This window comes from Inhella sp., assembly GCF_027532025.1.
In the GTDB taxonomy this organism is placed as follows: domain Bacteria; phylum Pseudomonadota; class Gammaproteobacteria; order Burkholderiales; family Burkholderiaceae_C; genus Inhella.
On record NZ_JAPZSY010000052.1, the window covers coordinates 1 to 18,749 of the forward strand.

At 68.9% G+C, this 18,749-nt stretch carries 17 protein-coding genes and 1 pseudogene; 9 read left to right on the plus strand and 9 right to left on the minus strand.

Going from position 1 to position 18,749, the window contains the following annotated elements; genetic code table 11:
- Positions 1–568 precede the first annotated feature (568 nt).
- Positions 569–2,077 (plus strand): DUF4189 domain-containing protein, encoded by a 1,509-nt coding sequence (locus O9335_RS08135; RefSeq protein WP_298386273.1) that lies wholly within the window; start codon positions 569–571, stop codon positions 2,075–2,077.
- Positions 2,078–2,471: 394 nt separating this feature from the next.
- Here the strand turns inward: O9335_RS08135 and O9335_RS08140 are convergent, their stop codons facing one another.
- A complete protein-coding gene (locus tag O9335_RS08140; RefSeq protein WP_298386276.1) occupies positions 2,472–3,674 on the minus strand; it encodes an MFS transporter in 1,203 nt (400 codons plus the stop codon).
- A gap of 69 nt (positions 3,675–3,743) precedes the next feature.
- Here O9335_RS08140 and O9335_RS08145 point away from each other — a divergent pair, with 69 nt between their 5' ends.
- From O9335_RS08145 to O9335_RS08160, 4 genes are all read left to right on the plus strand, one after another.
- Positions 3,744–4,559, plus strand: a complete 816-nt coding sequence (locus O9335_RS08145; protein WP_298386279.1) for a helix-turn-helix transcriptional regulator — start codon at positions 3,744–3,746, stop codon at positions 4,557–4,559.
- A gap of 85 nt (positions 4,560–4,644) precedes the next feature.
- Positions 4,645–5,742, plus strand: coding sequence for a quinolinate synthase NadA (gene nadA / locus O9335_RS08150; RefSeq protein ID WP_298386282.1), 1,098 nt, complete (start codon positions 4,645–4,647; stop codon positions 5,740–5,742).
- 34 nt (positions 5,743–5,776) lie between these two features.
- Positions 5,777–6,073, plus strand: a complete 297-nt coding sequence (locus O9335_RS08155; protein WP_298386285.1) for a late competence development ComFB family protein — start codon at positions 5,777–5,779, stop codon at positions 6,071–6,073.
- Positions 6,074–6,106: 33 nt separating this feature from the next.
- On the plus strand, positions 6,107–6,526 hold the full coding sequence (locus O9335_RS08160; RefSeq protein ID WP_298386288.1) for a type II secretion system protein: 420 nt from the start codon (positions 6,107–6,109) through the stop codon (positions 6,524–6,526).
- A gap of 46 nt (positions 6,527–6,572) precedes the next feature.
- Here the strand turns inward: O9335_RS08160 and nadB are convergent, their stop codons facing one another.
- Together nadB and O9335_RS08170 are read right to left on the minus strand one after the other, a co-directional pair.
- The gene (nadB, locus tag O9335_RS08165; RefSeq protein ID WP_298386291.1) at positions 6,573–8,174 is read right to left on the minus strand and encodes an L-aspartate oxidase; all 1,602 of its coding nucleotides are present in this window, start codon (positions 8,172–8,174) and stop codon (positions 6,573–6,575) included.
- 40 nt (positions 8,175–8,214) lie between these two features.
- Positions 8,215–8,934, minus strand: a complete 720-nt coding sequence (locus O9335_RS08170) for a pirin family protein (RefSeq protein WP_298386294.1) — start codon at positions 8,932–8,934, stop codon at positions 8,215–8,217.
- Between the two features lie 103 nt (positions 8,935–9,037).
- Here O9335_RS08170 and O9335_RS08175 point away from each other — a divergent pair, with 103 nt between their 5' ends.
- The 4 genes and pseudogenes from O9335_RS08175 to O9335_RS08190 all read left to right on the plus strand — a co-directional run bounded on the left by O9335_RS08175 (position 9,038) and on the right by O9335_RS08190 (position 11,630).
- Positions 9,038–10,006 (plus strand): LysR family transcriptional regulator, encoded by a 969-nt coding sequence (locus O9335_RS08175; protein WP_298386465.1) that lies wholly within the window; start codon positions 9,038–9,040, stop codon positions 10,004–10,006.
- Complete coding sequence (gluQRS, locus tag O9335_RS08180; protein ID WP_298386296.1) at positions 10,003–10,884, plus strand: tRNA glutamyl-Q(34) synthetase GluQRS; 882 nt, start codon at positions 10,003–10,005, stop codon at positions 10,882–10,884. Before O9335_RS08175 ends, gluQRS begins: the two co-directional genes overlap by 4 nt.
- Before the next feature lie 23 nt (positions 10,885–10,907).
- Positions 10,908–11,252 (plus strand): annotated as a pseudogene (locus O9335_RS08185) (FKBP-type peptidyl-prolyl cis-trans isomerase); the annotation flags it as partial.
- A gap of 18 nt (positions 11,253–11,270) precedes the next feature.
- Entirely contained in the window at positions 11,271–11,630 is a 360-nt protein-coding gene (locus O9335_RS08190) for an FKBP-type peptidyl-prolyl cis-trans isomerase (RefSeq protein ID WP_298386468.1), read from the plus strand.
- Between the two features lie 16 nt (positions 11,631–11,646).
- On the opposite strand, the gene O9335_RS08195 is transcribed toward O9335_RS08190, so the two are convergent.
- The 6 genes from O9335_RS08195 to O9335_RS08220 all read right to left on the minus strand — a co-directional run bounded on the left by O9335_RS08195 (position 11,647) and on the right by O9335_RS08220 (position 18,745).
- Positions 11,647–12,327, minus strand: a complete 681-nt coding sequence (locus tag O9335_RS08195) for a DUF1294 domain-containing protein (RefSeq protein WP_298386299.1) — start codon at positions 12,325–12,327, stop codon at positions 11,647–11,649.
- 29 nt (positions 12,328–12,356) lie between these two features.
- Positions 12,357–14,162, minus strand: coding sequence for a DEAD/DEAH box helicase (locus O9335_RS08200; RefSeq protein WP_298386302.1), 1,806 nt, complete (start codon positions 14,160–14,162; stop codon positions 12,357–12,359).
- A gap of 358 nt (positions 14,163–14,520) precedes the next feature.
- Complete coding sequence (locus O9335_RS08205; protein WP_298386470.1) at positions 14,521–15,420, minus strand: SDR family oxidoreductase; 900 nt, start codon at positions 15,418–15,420, stop codon at positions 14,521–14,523.
- Positions 15,414–15,878, minus strand: a complete 465-nt coding sequence (locus O9335_RS08210) for a GNAT family N-acetyltransferase (RefSeq protein ID WP_298386305.1) — start codon at positions 15,876–15,878, stop codon at positions 15,414–15,416. The genes O9335_RS08205 and O9335_RS08210 overlap by 7 nt, the downstream gene beginning before the upstream one ends.
- Positions 15,875–17,641 (minus strand): acyl-CoA dehydrogenase, encoded by a 1,767-nt coding sequence (locus O9335_RS08215; RefSeq protein WP_298386309.1) that lies wholly within the window; start codon positions 17,639–17,641, stop codon positions 15,875–15,877. The genes O9335_RS08210 and O9335_RS08215 overlap by 4 nt, the downstream gene beginning before the upstream one ends.
- Before the next feature lie 18 nt (positions 17,642–17,659).
- Complete coding sequence (locus O9335_RS08220) at positions 17,660–18,745, minus strand: methyl-accepting chemotaxis protein (protein WP_298386311.1); 1,086 nt, start codon at positions 18,743–18,745, stop codon at positions 17,660–17,662.
- Between the last annotated feature and the right edge of the window lie 4 nt (positions 18,746–18,749).

An 18,749-nucleotide genomic window follows, 5' to 3' on the forward strand; every position in this document is an offset into this window, starting at 1 on the left:
CTCTCCCCGGGCGACATCAAGGACAAGCCCAAGGGCGCTGCCGTGCCGAACGTCGCGCAAGGGGCAAAAGGCAAGACCTGACCCCACTGACGCATCTAATTTGACCGCATGGCTCGCTCTCCCCGGGCGACATCAAGGACAAGCCCAAGGGCGCTGCCGTGCCGAACGTCGCGCAAGGGGCAAAAGGCAAGACCTGACCACACTGACGCGAAGCCGATGCAGAGCACCACGGCACACGTGCCTACGTTCTTCAAGTGTGAGGTTCTTTCCATCCGGGGTGATAGGAGCTCAAGCTCAACGGAACGGTACCCGAAAGGCGCCTTCACGGTCGACCGCACATGACCGCGCTCCGCCCCAAGGTGCAGCCCAAAGACGGGCAGGAAACCAACCCGCAAGCGCCGCTTTGGCCAAGTCGAAAGGCGCCACGCCGAGCGCCGCCCGCCCGGCTTCCGCTCACAACGGGACACAAGTTGGCCCGTGCCAACCCAACACCCTTGCAGAAAATGCCGGTAGTCGGCTCTTTCAACTCCACGCCCCTGCGAGCCGAACTTCAAGCCATTCCCTGACCATGCGAACCCTAGCCGGCTTCTTGCTTGCGGCCTCGCTGTGCGCCCTGGCCACAGCGGCACGCGCGAACCACATGTGCACCAACTCGCCCAACGAGGTCTTTGTCGGCATGTCACCGCCGGGTCCGGGCATCGCAGCCGTGCCCTTGTGTCGCTGGGTCACGCCGCCAGAACCCGAGAAGCCAGCGCCAAAGCCCACGATGGATCTGGCCCACAACCACGGCGCCATGGTGCGCCATGCGCAGGCACTGGCACCTTGGAACGCAACGGGCTACGCCGATGCGCGCAGTGCCCGCAACGCCGCGCAGGAGGCCTGCACCGCCGTGATGGGGCCAGGCTGCCGTGTGGTGCACGAGGTGCGCAATGCAGTGGCCGTGGCGGCGGTGCGTGAGGATGGGGAATACCTCATCGCGGCCGACTCACGCGAAGCCGGTGCGCGGGAGCGCGCACTGAGCCAGTGCCGAGCCCAAGGCAAGCCTTGCGATCTTGTGTACGTCTTGAGTGCGCGCTTGGAGCTCACGCCAGCGGGCCGAGGCCCCACGTTCAAGCCGAAGGTGGACAACCTGAACAACTGGCCCAGCGAAATCTTCGCGGCCAACAACTCCAAAGCGGCAGAAGCGGCCGCCGTGCTGGCGGCGCGCAACATCACCGCCACGCTGCGGGCCACGGCCACCGCACCCATGCCGGTGGCCACCAATGCCGTGGTCTACCACCCTGGGGTGAAGTGGCTGTTCATCAACAAACAGGCTGACGGCCCCACGGGCCCCGCAGCGCTGCGTGCCAGCATGGGCTGGTGTCGCCAAGCCATGCGCGACGAAGCTTGCCGCCACATCGGCGACTCCTGGGTGAACTTTCCACAGGACACCGCGCAGGCGGTGGGCATCGCGCTGCGCGAGGACGGCGAACGCTTCTTTGAGGTGCTGCAGAGCGAACCCGGCAAACACCGTGAAACGCGAACCTACCAAGCGGCTGCGCAGGCTGCCTTGCGCCGGTGCAAAGAGGGCGGCTTTCTCTGTACGGCGCTGCCCATCAGCGCCGGAGTGGATCGACCCATCGACTTCGCCAAGCTCCCCGAGTACCTCAGCCAGATGGCCTTGGCCGCGTGGCCCACGGAGGGCTCTGCGGCCGGCCGCGATGTCTGGATCGCGCAGGGCTTCACCGTCAAGCAACTCGGCGAAGCGGAGGCGGCGCTGCTCGCGGCTTGCCAGCGAGAGAGCGGCCACGAGTGCAAGATCCAAAAGCGTGTGACCGACACCAGCTTGCTGATTTACCGGGCCGAAGCGCAGGCCCGACTCGGCGTGGACGCCGTGGTCGCAGACAACGGCACCGATGCCTACCGCGTCATGCAACAGCCCGCCATCCCGGAGGCTGCGGTGGTGCAGCTTCTCCAGGCCGAGATCGATCAAAAGCTGCAGCAGCGCTGTGGTGGTCCGAGCCCGAACTGCAGTGCCGTCCGTGTGATCAACGCACAGGTCGCACAAGCTCAGGTGCTTCGTATCTCGCCCAACTGATGGGCCCAGGCGAGGGCTTGTGCTGCACCGGCTGCTGGCGCTCTGGGGGGCGTCCTGAGCGGCCGGTTTAGGGCGGGCATTTCCGAGAGTTGGCGGGCATGTTGTCGGGGTCAGGTCTTGCCTTTTGCCCCCAAAGCACCAAGCCTGATGGCGCCGCGCCACCCTCCCAGTGCCGTCGATTGACCCGCCCTCCCCCCTGAGTCGACGGCGAAACCAGGTACCCGCTCAGAGCTGCGCCCAAGACCGCCCTCTGTGCAGCACGCGCAAGCCTGGTCCTGATCGGGCTCCAACTCCTGGCTGACACCTGGCCTCCGCGGTCTGGCTCCGCGTTACCGGGTCAGTCTTGTCTCTTGCCCCCGAACTGCTAGGCCGGTGGCGCGACGTCCTCAGCCAATCACCGCCAACTGAACCGCCCCACCACCTGCGCCGAGCCCAGCGCCAGCCCCAGCAGCGCCGCCGCGCCCAGCATGACGCCCGCCGGCCATTGGTGGTCCAGGAACAAACCGAACAGCGGGGCCGAGAGTGCGAAGCCGATGTCCAGGCCCGAATACACGGTGCCGTAGACGCGGCCGGTGGCCCCGGGGGGGGCGGCGCGCTTGACGAGCATGTCGCGCGCCGGGCCGGCCAGGCCGGTGCCCACGCCGGCCACCATCACCAGGCCCAGGGCCACGGCCAGGGGCCAGCCGGACCAGGACGAGGCCACGAGCAGGGCGCCGCCCGCGCTCAAGGCCATGGCGATGTGGCGTTCCAGTTGGGCGCCCTTGGCCACCATGAAGCCGCCGATGAGCATGCCCAGCGCCCCGCACAGCATGTAGCCCGTCACCACCAAGGCGGTTTGGCTCGCGTCCACCTCATGAATCCGCGCCAAGGCTGGGCCTGCGAAGTTTTGGATGCCAGCCAGCGCCGCCGTGGTGAAGAAGAAGAACGAGAAGCACAGCCACACCGAGGGGAGCCTCAGGAAGTCGAAGGTGCGCGCGGGCTCGCTGGCGCGGCTGGGGTGCGAGACCGGGTGGTCTTCGATGGCGGCGCGCTGCCACCACAGCACGGCCATCACCGTGAGGGCCACCATGGCCGTGCCGGCGTACACCCAGCGCCAGTGGCCCGTGGCCTGCATCACCAGCAAGGCAAACACCGGCGACAAGGACCAGCCCAGGTTGCCGCTGATGCCGTGCACGCTGAAGGCGTGGCCCAGGCGCGCGGGGCTGACGCGCTGGTTCAGGATGGTGAAGTCCGCCGGGTGGAAGGGCGCGTTGCCCAGGCCGGCCAGCGCCGCCGCCAGCACCAAGCCGGCGTAGCCCTGGGCCGTGCCCGCGGTCACGGAGGCCAGCGCGAAGCAGGCCATGGCGGCCAGCAGGGCCGGGCGGGCGCCGTGGCGGTCCACCACGAAGCCGGCCAGGGCCTGCCCCACGCCGCTGACGCCGTAGAACACCGACACCAGCAGGCCCAGCTGCGCCCAACTCAGGCCAAAGCTGTGCGTAAACACCGGGAACAGCGGCGGCAGCAGCAGGTGAAAGAAGTGGCTGGTGCCGTGTGCCAGGCCGATCAGGGAGATCGTGTGCACATCGGCGCGGCGGGACGACAGGGCCAGGCTCGACATGGCGCCATGGTGCCCAGCCGCAGGCTTGCGTGGTTACGATAGCTTGTCGATTTCTGTCGAGTTACGGCCATGGCCCGCCCTTCCCGCACCCCGCTGCCGGTGCTTGACCCCGAACGCCACGCGCCCAGCCCCACGCGCCCGGTGCGGGCGCGCGCCCGGCGCATGGCCAGCAGCATGGAGATCCGGCCGCACCACCACGCCTGGGGGCAGCTGGTGTTCTCGGCTCAAGGTGCGGTGCGGGTGGAAACGCAAGACGGCACAAGAGGCCACGCCTTCATCGTGCCGCCGGGGCGGGCGGTGTGGATCCCGCCCGGTGTGCAACACGCGGTGACCGCCATCCAACAGGCCGATTTGCGCACCCTGTACGTGCAAGCCGGCGCCCTGCCCTGGCCCGCGTGCCGGGTGATGGAGGCGACCCCGCTGATGCAGGCCGTGGTGCAGGCCCTGGCCGAGGGCGACACGCCCGAGCCGCCCGCCGGGCCCGAGCAAGCCCGCGTGCACGCGCTGACCACGCTGCTGCTGGACGAGGCCCAGCGCGCTGGCCCGGTGCCCCTGGGCCTGCCCTTGCCGCAAGAGCCGCGGCTGCGGCGCTTGTGCCAAGGGCTGCTGGACGAACCCGCCCGCCACACCGACCTGGCCCACTGGGCCGCCGAGGTGGGGGCCAGCGAGCGCACGCTGAACCGGCTGTTCAAGGCCGAGTTGGGCAGCGGGTTTCGGGAGTGGCGGGCGCAGTTGCTGCTGGCGCATGGCCTGACGCTGGCGGCCCGAGGCACGCCGATGGGGGTGATTGCCGCCGAGCTGGGTTACGCCAGCGCCAGCGCCTTCAGCGCGATGGTGACGCGCACGGTGGGCATGCCGCCCAAGCGCTTCTTTGCGCAGGCCTGATGGGCGCGGTCCAGCCCAACCAACCCCACGACAGCGACGCCACCGGCCTCCCCACCGACGGCACCGACCGGCCGACAATCCGCGCATGGAACAAACGATCGCCTTCGACTACGACCGCCAAGACGCCGCCGGCGCCACCTGCACCGCCCATGCCTGGGCGAAGGTGCCCCAGCCCCCGCAAGACCGTGCCGCCGCCAAGGCGCGCGCCGCGCAACTGCTGCACGAGCGCGGTGCGGTGCTGGTGGCGCATTACTACGTGGACGGGGACCTGCAGGACTTGGCGCTGGAAACCGGCGGCTGTGTTTCGGACAGCCTGGAGATGGCCCGCTTCGGACGCGACCACGCCGCGCAAACCCTGGTGGTGGCCGGCGTGCGCTTCATGGGCGAAACGGCCAAGATCCTGAGCCCCGAAAAGACGGTGCTGATGCCCGACCTGGACGCGACCTGCTCGCTGGACTTGGGCTGCCCAGCCGACGACTTCGCCGCGTTTTGCGACCAGCACCCCGACCGTCAGGTGGTGGTCTACGCCAACACCAGCGCCGCGGTGAAGGCTCGGGCCGATTGGATGGTGACCAGCAGCTGCGCGCTGGACATCGTGCATCACCTGCATGCACAGGGCCAGAAAATCTTGTGGGCGCCCGACCGCCATTTGGGCCGCTACATCCAGGAACAAACGGGCGCCGACATGCTGCTGTGGAACGGCGCCTGCATCGTGCACGACGAGTTCAAGGGCATCGAGCTGGAGTTGCTGCGCGAGCAGCACCCCGACGCCCTGGTGCTGGTGCACCCCGAAAGCCCACGCAGCGTCGTCGAACAGGCCGATGTGGTGGGCTCCACCAGTGCGCTCATCAAGGCGGTGGTGGAAGGCCGGCAGCAGCGCTACATCGTGGCCACGGACAACGGCATCCTGCACCGCATGCGCCAACTGGCGCCGGGCAAAGAGCTGATCGAGGCTCCCACCGCCGGCAACGGCGCCACCTGCAAGAGCTGCGCGCATTGCCCCTGGATGGCCATGAACGCGCTGACCAACCTGATCCAGGTGCTGGAGACCGGCGCCAACACGGTGCAGGTGCCCGAGGGCACCCGCGCCCGCGCCCAGGCCTGCATCACCCGGATGCTGGACTTCACCGCCGCCCAGAAGGCCCGCGCCTACGGGATGACCCCGGGCATGGGGGCCGCCTGAGCCCACCAGAATGGACGGACCCCAGGAGGCGCGCATGGCCCATCCCGACTTCTCCCAGCTGTTCAACCACCACGAACGCGAAGTCTTCGCCGCGGTGATGGCCGCAGCGCCGGATTACCCCGACATCGCCATCTCCAAAGACCTGCTGTGCGACGTGGCCTGTGTGGCGCTGAACCGGCTGCCGCCGCGCTACATCCGCCACACGGTGGACTTCAGCTTCTACTTGACCGAGCAGGAACGTCAGCAAATGGACACGGCGATCGCCGATGCTGTGGCATATGCCTTCAATTTCGTGACTGCCCGCACCGCAATGCGCCAACAACCGCTTTAATCAGGCTTCTTCCACCCCCGAAAGGTCCACGAAATGAATCGTCGCCAATCTGGTTTCACCCTCATCGAGCTGATCGTCGTCATCGTCATCCTGGGCATCCTGGCGGCCGTGGCCGTGCCGCGCTTCGTCGACCTGAGCAGTTCGGCCGAAACGTCCTCCTTGAAGGGCGTGGCTGCGGCCCTGGCCAGTGGCTCGGTCTTGAACCACTCCAACAACCTGCTGGTGGACGCCGGACTGGCCAGCAGCGCAACGCTTGTCACGGTGACGGCGTGCGAGCAAGTGGCCGGCACGCTGAATGGCGGGCTGCCCTCCACCGATTACGTCATCACTCCCGGGACGGGTACGCCCATCTCACCCGCCGCGACGGGCATTGCAGCCGAAGGCGGCACGTCCACCTGCACCTTGACCTACAAGGGCAAGACGGCCACCTTCGTGGGCTACGGCGTGCAGTAAGGCTCGCCAGCGCCCCCATGAAATCGGGCCCCGCGGGGCCCGTTTTTCATGCCTGCCGCACCGGCGGGATCAACAAGGTGGGGAAGCTGGACGGCAGGGTTTCCGGGAAGTCGCGGCTGAAATGCAGGCCGCGGCTTTCGTGTCGCATCAGCGCGCTGCGCACGATCAGCTCGGCGCAGTCCACGAGGTTGCGCAACTCCAGCAGGTCGCGGTTGACGCGGAAGTTGGCGTAGTACTCCAGCACCTCGCTCTTGAGCAGGTCGATGCGGTGCAGCGCGCGCTCCAGGCGCTTGGTGGTGCGCACGATGCCGACGTAGTTCCACATCAACAGGCGCAGCTCGTCCCAGTTGTGGGCGATGACCACCTGCTCATCGGCGTTTTCCACCTGGCTTTCGTCCCAAGCCGGCAAGGCCGGCGCCGCGCTGCGCGCGCTGGCACCGATGTGGGCCGCGCAGGTCCGGCCCAGCACCACGCACTCCAACAGGCTGTTGCTGGCCAAACGGTTGGCGCCGTGCAGGCCGGTGTAGCCGGTTTCGCCCACGGCGTACAGACCGGGCAAGTCGGCGCGGCCGTCCAGGTCGGTGACCACGCCGCCGCAGGTGAAGTGCACCGCCGGCACCACAGGAATGGGCTGTTTGGCGATGTCGATGCCCAGCTTCAAGCACCGCGCGTGGATGGTGGGGAAGTGCTCCTTCAAGAAAGCCTCGCCCAGGTGCGTGGCGTCCAGCCACACGTGGTCGACGCCATGTTTCTTCATCTCAAAGTCGATGGCGCGCGCCACGATGTCGCGTGGCGCCAGTTCCAGGCGCGGGTCGTGGCGAGCCATGAAGCGGTCGCCGTTGGGTAGCTTCAAGTGCCCACCCTCCCCGCGCAGCGCCTCGGTGATGAGGAAGCTGCGCTCCTGAGGGTGGTACAGGCAGGTGGGGTGGAACTGGATGAACTCCATGTTGGCCACCCGACAACCGGCCCGCCAGGCCATGGCCACGCCGTCGCCGGTGGCCGTGTCGGGGTTGGTGGTGTAGCGATACACCTTGCCCGCACCGCCCGTGGCCAGCACCACCGCGCGGGCCGGCACGGTTTCCACACGGCCGCTGTCGATGTCCAGCGCGTACACGCCGTGGCAGCGCTTGGGCGCGTCGGGGCCCAAATGGCGGTGGGTGATGAGGTCCACCGCCATCCAGCGCTGCTTGAGGCTGATGTTGGGATGCACCTTGGCTTGGCTCAACAGGCGGTCGTGGATGGCCTTGCCCGTGGCATCGGCCGCATGGGCGATGCGGCGCACGGCGTGGCCGCCCTCGCGCGTCAGGTGCAGGCCCAGCGGGCCATCGTCGTCGGGGGTGAAGGGCACGCCCTGATCGACCAGCCAGGCCACCGCGCTGGCGCTGCGCTCGGCGATGAAGCGGGCCGTGGCCTCGTCCACCAGGCCGGCGCCGGCGTCCTGGGTGTCGCGCACATGGCTGTCGATGGAGTCGTCGCTGCCCAGCACGCCCACGATGCCGCCCTGCGCCCAGGCGGTGGCCGCTTCGGTCAGTTCGCGCTTGGCCAGCACCACCACGGGGATGGTGTCGGCCAGGTGGAGGGCGACGGTCAGGCCGGCGAGGCCCGCGCCGATGATGACGACAGGGACGGTGTCAGGCGGTGTGTGCATGGGGGGCGATTCTGAGCGATGCCCCCAACAACGCCCAGAGTCACTGGGGCCGCCCGAGATCGAAGACGAGGACCTCGGCCTGCTGGCCGTCGCGGATCTGCACCGCGGCCTCGTCGGCCATCTGCAAGCCGTCGCCCTGATTCAGGCGCTCGCCATTGACGGTGACGCTGCCTCGGGCCACTTGCACATAGGCCAATCGGCCGGCTGCCAGGGGCAAATCGGCGGCCTCGGCGCCGTCGAAACGGCCGGCGTACAACGAGGCATCGCTGTTGACGCGCACCAAGCCCCCGCCATCGGCGGCCAGCAGGGCCAGGCGCCCGCGCAGGCTGGCGGGGTCGATACGGGCCTGCTCGTAGCCCGGGGCACCGCCCGGTGTGTTGGGCAACATCCAAATCTGCAGCAGGTGAACCTCTTGGGGGCCGTGGTTCATCTCGCTGTGCAGCACACCGCTGCCGGCGCTCATGCGCTGGATCTCGCCGGGGCGAATCAAGCCCGCGTTGGCGCCGCCCACCTCGCCGTTGCCCATGCTGTCCTTGTGGGCCAACTCGCCTTCCAGCACATAGGTCACGATTTCCATGTCGCGGTGCCCATGCGTTCCAAAGCCGGTGTTCGGGGCCACGCGGTCTTCGTTGATCACGCGCAAAACGCCCCACCCCATGCGGCTGGGGTCATACCAGTTGGCGAAGGAGAAGCTGTGCTTGGCCAACAACCACCCGTGGTTGGCGCCGCCGCGTTGTTCAGACCGAAAAACCTGCTTCATGGGGAGACTCCTAGGGAATGCCCTCACTGTAGGGACGCTGAGTGGCCTTGTGGGCAAGGCAGGATGCCGACTGCGTTCAATTTGACTGAAGGCCGCCATGCACATCGCCGACAAACGCAGCGTGCTCACGCCCGACGCCCTGGCCATGGTGGACGCCATCGCCCGCACGGGCAGCTTTGCCGGCGCGGCGCGCGAGCTGGGCAAGGTGCCATCGGCCCTGACTTACGCCGTTCGCCATCTGGAGGAGGCGCTGGACGTGCTCCTGTTCGACCGCAGCGCCCGGCACGCCCAGCTCACCGCCGCCGGGCACGAGCTGCTGGTGGAGGGCCGACGCCTGTTGATGGAGATCGACGCCGTGGCCAACCGCGTCAAGCGCATCGCCACCGGCTGGGAGGCCGAGCTCACCATCGCCGTGGACGACGCCGTGGCGCGCCCGGCGCTGTACGACCTGATCGCCGCCTTCCAGCAGCAGCGCATCGAGCCCCTGTCGGGCACGCCGCACGCCCACAAGGGGCCACCCACGCGGCTGCGCTTTCGCACCGAGGTGATGTCGGGCACTTGGGAGGCCTTGGTGTCGGGCCAGGCCGACCTGGCCATCGGCACCAGTTCGCAGCCGCCGGGCTCCAGCGTGGCTTGTGAGGTCATGGGAGAACAAGCGTGGCTGTTCGTCGTGGCGCCGGCGCACCCGCTGGCCAGCGTGGAGGGGCCACTCAGCGCGGCACAGATTGCCGAGCACCGCATCGTCACCGTGGCCGACACCGCGCGCCAGTTGGCGCCACTGACCGTGGGCGTGGTGCCCGGGCAGGACGTGCTGACGCTGTCCAGCTTGAGCGCCAAGCTTCAAGCCCAGCTGCGTGGCCTGGGCTGCGGCTGGCTGCCCGAGCCCATGGTGCGCGAAGCCCTGGCCCGGGGCCTGCTGGTGGCCAAGGACACCTTCGACACCCGGCGCATCACGCTGCACTACGCGTGGCGCGTCACCGGCGCACCGCCGGCCCGAGCCTTGAGCTGGTGGCTGCAGCAGCTCAAGAGCGAAGCCACGCGCCGCGCACTGCTCGAGCAGCACTTGACTTGAGGTACGTCGGACGCTTTGCACCCTCGCCCACCGGGCCGCTGCACGCCGGCTCGGTGGTGGCCGCGTTGGGCAGTTGGCTGGATGCCCGCGCCCACGACGGGCGTTGGCTGGTGCGCATCGAAGACGTCGATACCCCCCGCTGTCCGGCCGGCACCGACCGGCTCATCCTGCAGCAGCTGGCCACGCTGGGGCTCACCCCCGACGAGGCGCCCACATGGCAATCCCAGCGCGGGGCGGCTTACCAGAGCGCCTTTGACACGCTGGTGGCCAACGACCACGCCTTCCCCTGCGCCTGCACGCGCAAGCAGTTGCACGATGCGCAAGGCCCGCGCGAGCGGCATGGCGAACTCGTCTACCCCGGCACCTGCCGCCCCGAGCGCGGGGGCCTGAGGGGGCAGCCGCCCCGCGCTTGGCGCTTTCGCGTGCCCGCGGGCTTGGTGCACTGGCGCGACCGCGCCCTGGGCCCTCAGCAGCAAGACGTGGCGGCCGAGGTGGGCGATTTCGTGCTCCGGCGTGCCGACGGCCTGTGGGCTTACCAATTGGCCGTGGTGGTGGACGACGGCGCCCAGGGCATCACCCACGTGGTGCGCGGTGCCGACCTGGCCGACAACACGCCCCGCCAGATCCTGCTGCAGCGCGCCTTGTCGCTGCCCCAGCCCGAGTACCTGCACCTGCCCTTGGTGCTGGCTGCCGATGGCCAAAAACTCAGCAAACAAACCGGTGCCGCTGCGGTCGCCCTTGACGAGCCCCTGGCCGCTTTGCAGGCGGCGGGCGCCGTGCTGGGCTTGCCGCGCTTGGACGCCCGCACCCAGCACGACTGGCTGGGCGAGGCCGTGAACGCCTGGCCTTGGCGACCCAAGGACAATCGCGCCCTTTGAACCCCCACCCACGGACCTTTTCCATGAACACCACCGACAGCGGCCTGCAATTCGACGACACCCAACTCGGCATCGGCGCCGTGGCCTTGGCCGGCTGCGACGTGCAGGTGCACTACACCGGCTGGCTGTGGACCGACGGCCAACGCGGCGCCAAGTTCGACTCCAGCCATGACCGCCGCGAACCTTTTGAGTTCGAGCTGGGCGGCGGCATGGTCATCCGCGGCTGGGACGAAGGCGTGCAAGGCATGAAGGTCGGCGGCAAGCGCACGCTGCGCATCCCACCGCAACTGGGCTACGGCGCACGCGGCGCCGGTGGTGTCATTCCCCCCAACGCCACGCTGGAATTCGAGGTCGAGTTGCTGGCCGTTTCGGGCGGGCCCGTCACGCTGGACTTCCCCTTCCAGACCACGGCCAGCGGCCTGCAGTTCCACGACGTGGCGCCCGGCACCGGTGCCGAAGCCCAGGCCGGCCGCACGGTGCGCGTGCATTACACCGGCTGGCTGTGGAAGGACGGCGCACGGACCAAGAGGTTCGACAGCAGCAAGGACCGCGGGCAGCCCTTCCACTTCCGCCTCGGTGCCGGCGAGGTCATCCGCGGCTGGGACGAAGGCGTGCAGGGCATGAAAGAAGGCGGCACCCGCGTGCTCATCATCCCGGCCGAGCTGGGCTATGGCAGCCGCGGCGCTGGCGGTGTGATCCCCCCGAACGCCACGCTGTGCTTCGAGGTGGAGTTGCTCAAGGTGTGAGGGGGCGCCGGCGGGTTCAGCCCGGCGCCACCAAGCGCCGCAGGACGCTCACCGCCTCCACCCCCGCCGGCGTGACGATCCACACCAGCGCCAGCAGGTTCAGGGCCACCATCGCCCAAGTCCAGCGCAAAAAGGCCGGCTTGGCCGTCTTGTGCCGGAACACCTGCTGAGCCAGCAAGGCACCGGGCCAGCCACCCATCAGCGCGACGAGGTGCAGCGAGGTTTCCGCCACGCGGGCGCGGCCCCGCTTGGCGGCCCATTTGTCCATGCCATACACGATGAACAGCGCCATGGACAGCGCGCCGTACAGCGTGGTCACGGCGCGTGGCATCGGCCACGCCGTGTGAATGGCCCCCAGCAGCAGACCGAAGGCCGGAATGATGAGCAAGCGCGCGCTGTTGGGGCCACGCGGGCGATGGGCCTCAGACCGGGGCACGCGCACTGGCTGGGCCTGGGAACGCGGAGGGGGCCGCAGGCTGTGCACCGCCTTGGCCATACCGTCGCGCGGCGTGTAACGCACGGGCTCACCCACTTGGGGGTCGCCGCGGGCCTGAAGCCGGCCTTGGAAGTCCGCACGGCGCAGCACCAAGCGCTCGCCGCCGGCATCGGGCTGCACAAAGCCCAAGCCCTTGGCGGCGTCCCAGTGTGAGACACGGCCAAGGGCTTGGGGGGTGGACGCGGGGCGGGACTGGCGCATCCCCGCAGGTTAATCAATCGCCGAGTCGATCACTCTTCGCGACGACGCGGGCCGCGCGGGGCACCGAAACCGCCTTCACGTCGTTCGCCGCCGAAGGAGGGCTTGCGGTCGCCGAACGGCGGACGGTCACCCCCAAACGGCTTGCGATCGCCGTACTGCGGGCGGTCACCACCAAAGGGCTTGCGGTCGCCGAACGACGGGCGGTCGCCGCCGAAGGGCTTGCGGTCGCCGTACTGCGGACGGTCGCCGCCAAACGGCTTGCGGTCGCCGAACGGCGGACGGTCGCCGCCGAAGGGCTTGCGGTCGCCGTACTGCGGGCGGTCGCCACCGAACGGCTTGCGGTCGCCGAACGGCGGACGGTCGCCCGCGAACGGCTTGCGGTCGCCGTACTGCGGGCGGTCACCCCCATCGTGCACCGGACGGCCGTCGCGGCCGGCAAAGGGCTTGCGGTCGCCGAACGGCGGGCGGTCGGCGCCGTAGGCGGGGCGCTCGTCGCGCTGCCAGCGTGGGCCGCCCTTGTTGAAGGTGCGGCGATCGCCGCCGTCAAACTCGCGGCGCAAGCCGCGGTCGGTGAAGATCACCGGATCGGGTTTCTTGGGCTCCAGGCCCTCGATGCGCGACGGCGTGAGGGTGTCCTTGGTGTAGGCCTGCAGACGACGCAGGCGGGGCAGGTCTTCGCGCAGGGCCAGGGTCACGGCCAGGCCGGTGCGGCCGGCGCGGCCGGTGCGACCGATGCGGTGCACATAGTCCTCGGCCTTCATGGGCAAGCCCACGTTGATGACATGGCTGATGGTGGGCACGTCGATGCCGCGGGCGGCCACGTCGGTGGCCACCAGCACGCGCAACTCGCGGCGGCGCAGGCCCATCAAGGTGCGGTTGCGTTTGCCCTGCGGCATGCCGCCGTGCAACGCGGCGACAGCGTGGCCGAGTTCAGCCAGCTGGTAGGCCATCTGCTCAGCCTCCACTTGGGTGCCGGCGAACACCACGGCCTGGTCCACGGCAGCATCGGCCAGCAGGTGCTCCAACAAGGCGGCACGGTGCATGGGGTGATCGGCCCAGTGCAGGCGCTGCTCGATCTGGGCCTTCTGCTCGGGGGCGCTGGCCACCTCGATGCGCTGGGGCTGGTTCAGCAGGTCCTGGGCCAGGGTGCCCACGCGGCCATCGAAGGTGGCGCTGAACATCACCGTCTGGCGCGGCGCGGGCAGCATCGCGGCGATGGCTTCGATGTCCTCGATGAAACCCAGGTCCAGCATGCGGTCGGCTTCGTCCAGCACCAGGGTCTTGATCTCGGTCAGCAGGGCCGGCACTTGGGCGGCGATGTCCTGCAGGCGGCCTGGGGTGGCGATGACGATGTCGGCGCCGGCGCGCAGGCGCTGCAACTGGGCCGGGTAAGGCATGCCGCCCACGATGGTGGCCACCGACAGGTGCGGCACCACGCGGCCGAGTTGGATGGCCATTTGCGCGACTTGCTGTGCCAGCTCGCGGGTGGGGGCCAGCACCAGGCCGATGGGGTTGACGGGAGTGGCGGCAAAGCGCGCCGCGCCTCGAGTGCCGCGGTTGCCACGCTGGTGGCGGCCGCTGGCGTGGAAGCTGCGGCCAGGCATGGCTGCAGGCACCTGGTCGGGGTGACTCTCACGGCGTGCCAGCACTTGCGCCAGCATGGGCAACAAGAAGGCAGCCGTCTTGCCGCTGCCGGTGCGGCTGCTGACCATCAAGTCGGTGCCCGCCAGCCCCAAGGGGATGGCGCACGCTTGCACCTCGGTGGCTTCGGTGTAGCCAGCATCGGCGACGGCGGTGAGCAGGGGTTGGGGCAGGCCCAGGTTTTCAAACGACATGAACAGCTTTCTGACTCGCGAACACGCCCGCGCCCGGCCTCCTGGGTCGGCGCAAGCAAAGGCTCGGCAACACGCCGGCCCAGGTGGGGTCGCAAACAACTCCGAGGGCCACTCACAGGCCCCAACGGTGCGACGGCATCGCCGCCGACCGAAAACCCGCTGGGAAGCGGGAGAGCGCCAAACGGGGCGCTCCAGGAGGAGTCAGAGGAGATGAACGAATCGCGCCGGGAGCGAGTACCCACCGGCGCGAGGCGCGAACTGTAACACTGGGGTTAACCCGAAATCCAGTCCTTCAAGAGATTTTTTCGACTTCGATCGGCACGTCGCAAGGCGGGCTCCTGGTGCCGACAGGCACTGCTCAACCGCCGCTGCGCAGCGCGGCGCGAAGCTGCGCGCCGATTTCCGGGTGATCGCCGAAAGGGTCGCCCGGGTTGCGCCCCGCCAACACCTCTTCGGCCCGCTGCATCACCGGCGCCAGCGCCTGCGGGTGGCTGAAGATCCAGAAACGCTGGCTGCGCACGGCATCCAGCACCAGGCGGGCGACGTCGGCGGCACTGAGCTTGCCACTGGTCACCGCTTTGCTGCTCATGGCGTGCGCGATGCGCTGGCTGGCGGTGGGGCGCGCCAGGTCCTCAGGCGCGCGGTTGCGGTGGCTGTTGGCGATGCCCGTGGGCACGAAGTAGGGGCACAAGACGCTGGCGTGAACTTGGTCGGTGACCAGGCTCAGGTCATGGTGGAGCGTTTCGCTCAGGCTCACGACGGCGTGTTTGCTGACGTTGTAGACGCCAAAGTTCGGCGCATCGAGCATGCCCGCCATGCTGGCGGTGTTGACGATGTGACCGCGGTAGCCCGGGTCGGCCTGCGCCGCGGCGAGCATCATGGGCGTGAACAGGCGCACGCCGTGCACCACACCCATCAGGTTGACGCCCATGACCCAATCCCAATCGCTGGCGCGAGCCTCCCAAATCAAGCCGCCAAAGGCCACGCCGGCGTTGTTGAACACCAGGTGCGGCGCGCCGAAGCGGGCTTGCACGGCGGCGGCCAGGGTTTCCATCTCGGCGGCGCTGCTCACGTCCACACGCTGGGCCATGGGCTTGCAGGCGGCCAACTCGTCGGCGGCGCGGGCCAGGGCGTCGGCCTGTACGTCCACCAACACCAAGTTCATGCCTTCGGCGGCGCACAGCCGCGCCAGCTCCAGGCCAAAGCCACTGCCGGCACCGGTGATAACAGCCGTCTTGTTCTTCCAATCCATCACGATCGTTCTCCAGAAGGGCGGTGCATTTCAACGTGGGGGATGCCGTCTTCGATCAATTCCTCGCCCACGGCGACGAAACCCGCCCGGGCGTACAGGCCCTGCAGGTGCGATTGCGCAAACAAACCGATGGCTTGCTCCGGCCAAACGGCGTCGCATTGGGCCACGGCCCGACGCACGAGTTCGTGCCCCAGCCCGATGCCACGCACCTCCGGCGCCACGATGACGCGGCCGATGAGCGGACGTGGGCCCTTGAGGCCGGGGGGCAGGACGCGAGCGTAGGCGTGCAGGGCCTCACCCTGCCAAGCCATCAGGTGCAAGGCGTGCTCATCCAGGCCGTCGATGTCGGGGTAGATGCAGCGCTGCTCCACCACGAAGACCTCGCTGCGCAGGCGCAGCACCGCGTACAGCGCACCGGTGCTCAGCCCGTCAAAGGCTCGCCATTCCCAGTGAGAGAGGATCACAAGACCTCGGCATCCAGATCGGCCAGCACGCGGCAGCGCGCCAAAATCGGGGCCAACCAAGCGGCCACCAAAGGCAGCTCGTAGGCCATGAAGTAGGCACAGGCGGCGCGGTGACCCGCCTGCAATGGATGGGCGGGCGGCGTGCGCAGCGCGAGGTCCAGCCACACCCATGCCAAAACCAGGTGCCCAAAGGCCTGCAGGTAGGGCGTGCCGTGCACTGCCGCCTGTGCGGGGTCGGCCGACGCCCAGGCGGCCTTGGTGGCCGCCCCCACCTGGGCCAGCGCAGCGGCCACTTGGTTGGCCCAGTCGGCCAGGTCGGGCTGCTGCATTGCTGCCTGCACGGTGTTGTTGATGCGGCCAGCCAGCAGTTGCAAGGCTTGCGGCTGCGAGGCTTTACGGATCAGCAGGTCCAGGCCCTGGATGCCGTGCGTGCCCTCGTGGATCATGTTCAGGCGGTTGTCGCGCCAGTATTGCTCGAGGGGCCAGTCGCGCGTGTAGCCGGCGCCGCCCAACACCTGGATGGCCAGGCTGTTGGCCTCCAGGCCCCATTGGCTGGGCCAGCTCTTGGCCACGGGGATGAGCAAGCCCAACAAAACCGAGGCCTCCGCGGCCTGCGGGCCCGCACTGCGTTGCTCATCCACCAGCCGGGCGCAGTAGAGGTTGAGGGCCAGCGCACCTTCGGCGATGGCCTTCTGCGCCAGCAGCATGCGCTTGACGTCGGCGTGCTGCACGATGGGCACGGGCGAGCCGCCGCGCTGCCCCACCGACCGCCCCTGCGTGCGGTCCTTGGCGTAGGCCAAGGATGCCTCGTAGCCGGCCATGGCCAGCATGGCGGCGCTCAAGCCCACGCCGATACGGGCCTCGTTCATCATGTGGAACATGCAGGCCAGGCCCTGGCCTTCGGCGCCCACGCGGTAGCCGATGGCCGGCGCCGACTCGCCGAAGTTCAACAGGCAATTGCTGGTGCCGCGCCAGCCGAGCTTGTGGTTCAGGCCCACGAGGCTGACGCCATTGCGCTCGCCGGTGAGCGCGCCGTCGGCGTCCACGCTCCACTTGGGCACGATGAACAGGCTGATGCCGCCACTGCCCTCGGGCAGGCGACCATCGGCCTGGGGCACTTTGGCCAGCACGAGGTGGACGATGTTCTCGCTCAGCTCGTGCTCGCCCGCGCTGATCCACATCTTGCTGCCCTTGAGCCGGTAACGGGGCCCGAGCGGGTGGAGGGCGTCGTCAGGCTCGGCGCGGGTGGTGATGTCGCCCAGCGAGGAGCCGATGGCCGGCTCGCTCAGGCACATGGTGCCCATCCACTGGCCGGTGAGCTCGCGGGCCGCGAACACCTCGCGCTGCTTGGGCGTGCCGTGCGCCAAGATGAGGCTGGCGTTGCCGCTCGTCAGCAGCGTGTAACCACCGCAGCCCACGCTGGCCTTGCTGAAGAAGGCATTGCCCGCCATCTCGACCACGCAGGGCAACTGCAAGCCGCCATGCTCGGCGTCCTGGCTGGCGGCTTGCATGCCGGTCTCGAAGTAGGCCTTGACTGCAGTCGCCGTGCTGGCGGGCAGCACCACGCGCCCCTCGGCATCCACCCGAGGCTCCTCGACGTCGCAGGCGCGATTGGCGGGCGCAAAGCGCTCGACGGCCACGCGCTCGCAGGTGTCGAGCACCTGGGCCAAGGTTTCGGGGCTGTGGTCGGCGTAGCGCTCGCGCTCGCACAGCGCGCCGGCTTGCAACCAGTCGAACACCAAAAAATCAACGGTGGCGCGCATGGGTGAACCTGCTGGGCGTCAACGCAGTCGGAACTGGCCCACCAGCTCGTTCAAGCGAGCGGCCTGGCCTTTCAGGCTGTCGGCAGCGGCAGCCCCCTCTTCCACCAGGGCGGCGTTCTGCTGCATGGCTTGGTCGAGGCGGTCCACCGAGTCGGCGATGCCTTGCAGCCCCGTGCTTTGGGTGCGGGCCATTTGCGTGGCGTCGGCAATCAGCGAGGCCACGCGCTCGACGGCGCTCACCACCTCCTCCATGCGGGCGCCGGCGTTGTTCACCAAGCTGCTGCCCGTGTCCACCTGTTCGACCGAGCTGGTGATCAGGCTCTTGATCTCCTTGGCCGCTTCGGCGCTGCGTTGGGCCAGGCTGCGCACCTCGCCCGCCACGACGGCAAACCCACGGCCTTGCTCGCCCGCGCGGGCGGCCTCCACGGCAGCGTTCAGCGCCAGGATGTTGGTTTGGAAGGCAATGCCGTCGATGACGCCGATGATGTCGGCGATCTTGCGGCTGGATTGGCTGACGCCACTCATGGCCGACACCGCCTGCGACACCACGCTACCGCCTTCGCGCGCCAAGCCGCTGGTGTTTTGGCTCAAGGTGGCGGCCTCGCTCATGGCGTCGGAGCTGTGGCGGGCGGCTTCGGTCATCTCCCGCAGGGCGCTGGCGCACGCTTGCAGGTCGGCGCTGCCTTGCTCGGTGCGCTGGCTCAGGTCGAGGTTGCCCGCGGCGATTTCGGAGGCAGCGGTGTTGACCTGATCGGCTCCGTCGCGCAGGGTGCCCATCATGGTGCGCAGGCGCTCCTGCAAGCCCTGCATCGTGCCCAGGCCGGCGCGCGTGGTCGGGTTGCCGAACTCGGGGACGTCGTCGGTGAGGTCGCCATGCCCCATGCGTTCAGCACCGGCCATCAAGGTCTCGACGAAGCGCCCCGTGCCGCTCGCACTGTCCAAGTAAAGCCAGAGCATGAGCCCACCGATCAGGAGACTGCCCCCGATGAGCCAGAGCGCGCTCCAACCCAACAACACCCCCACCACGATGTAGGCCTGCAAACCGAGGTTCAAAGCCACTTGCAACGCCACGCGCTGCTTGAGAGACAGGCTGTCAAAAATCATGCGG

Coding starts and splice junctions, on each gene's coding strand:
- O9335_RS08135 (WP_298386273.1), top strand. CDS start 569: ATGCGAACCCTAGCCGGCTTCTTGCTTGCGGCCTCGCTGTGCGCCCTG.
- O9335_RS08140 (WP_298386276.1), bottom strand. CDS start 3,674: ATGTCGAGCCTGGCCCTGTCGTCCCGCCGCGCCGATGTGCACACGATC.
- O9335_RS08145 (WP_298386279.1), top strand. CDS start 3,744: ATGGCCCGCCCTTCCCGCACCCCGCTGCCGGTGCTTGACCCCGAACGC.
- nadA (WP_298386282.1), top strand. CDS start 4,645: ATGGAACAAACGATCGCCTTCGACTACGACCGCCAAGACGCCGCCGGC.
- O9335_RS08155 (WP_298386285.1), top strand. CDS start 5,777: ATGGCCCATCCCGACTTCTCCCAGCTGTTCAACCACCACGAACGCGAA.
- O9335_RS08160 (WP_298386288.1), top strand. CDS start 6,107: ATGAATCGTCGCCAATCTGGTTTCACCCTCATCGAGCTGATCGTCGTC.
- nadB (WP_298386291.1), bottom strand. CDS start 8,174: ATGCACACACCGCCTGACACCGTCCCTGTCGTCATCATCGGCGCGGGC.
- O9335_RS08170 (WP_298386294.1), bottom strand. CDS start 8,934: ATGAAGCAGGTTTTTCGGTCTGAACAACGCGGCGGCGCCAACCACGGG.
- O9335_RS08195 (WP_298386299.1), bottom strand. CDS start 12,327: ATGCGCCAGTCCCGCCCCGCGTCCACCCCCCAAGCCCTTGGCCGTGTC.
- O9335_RS08200 (WP_298386302.1), bottom strand. CDS start 14,162: ATGTCGTTTGAAAACCTGGGCCTGCCCCAACCCCTGCTCACCGCCGTC.
- O9335_RS08215 (WP_298386309.1), bottom strand. CDS start 17,641: ATGCGCGCCACCGTTGATTTTTTGGTGTTCGACTGGTTGCAAGCCGGC.
- O9335_RS08220 (WP_298386311.1), bottom strand. CDS start 18,745: ATGATTTTTGACAGCCTGTCTCTCAAGCAGCGCGTGGCGTTGCAAGTG.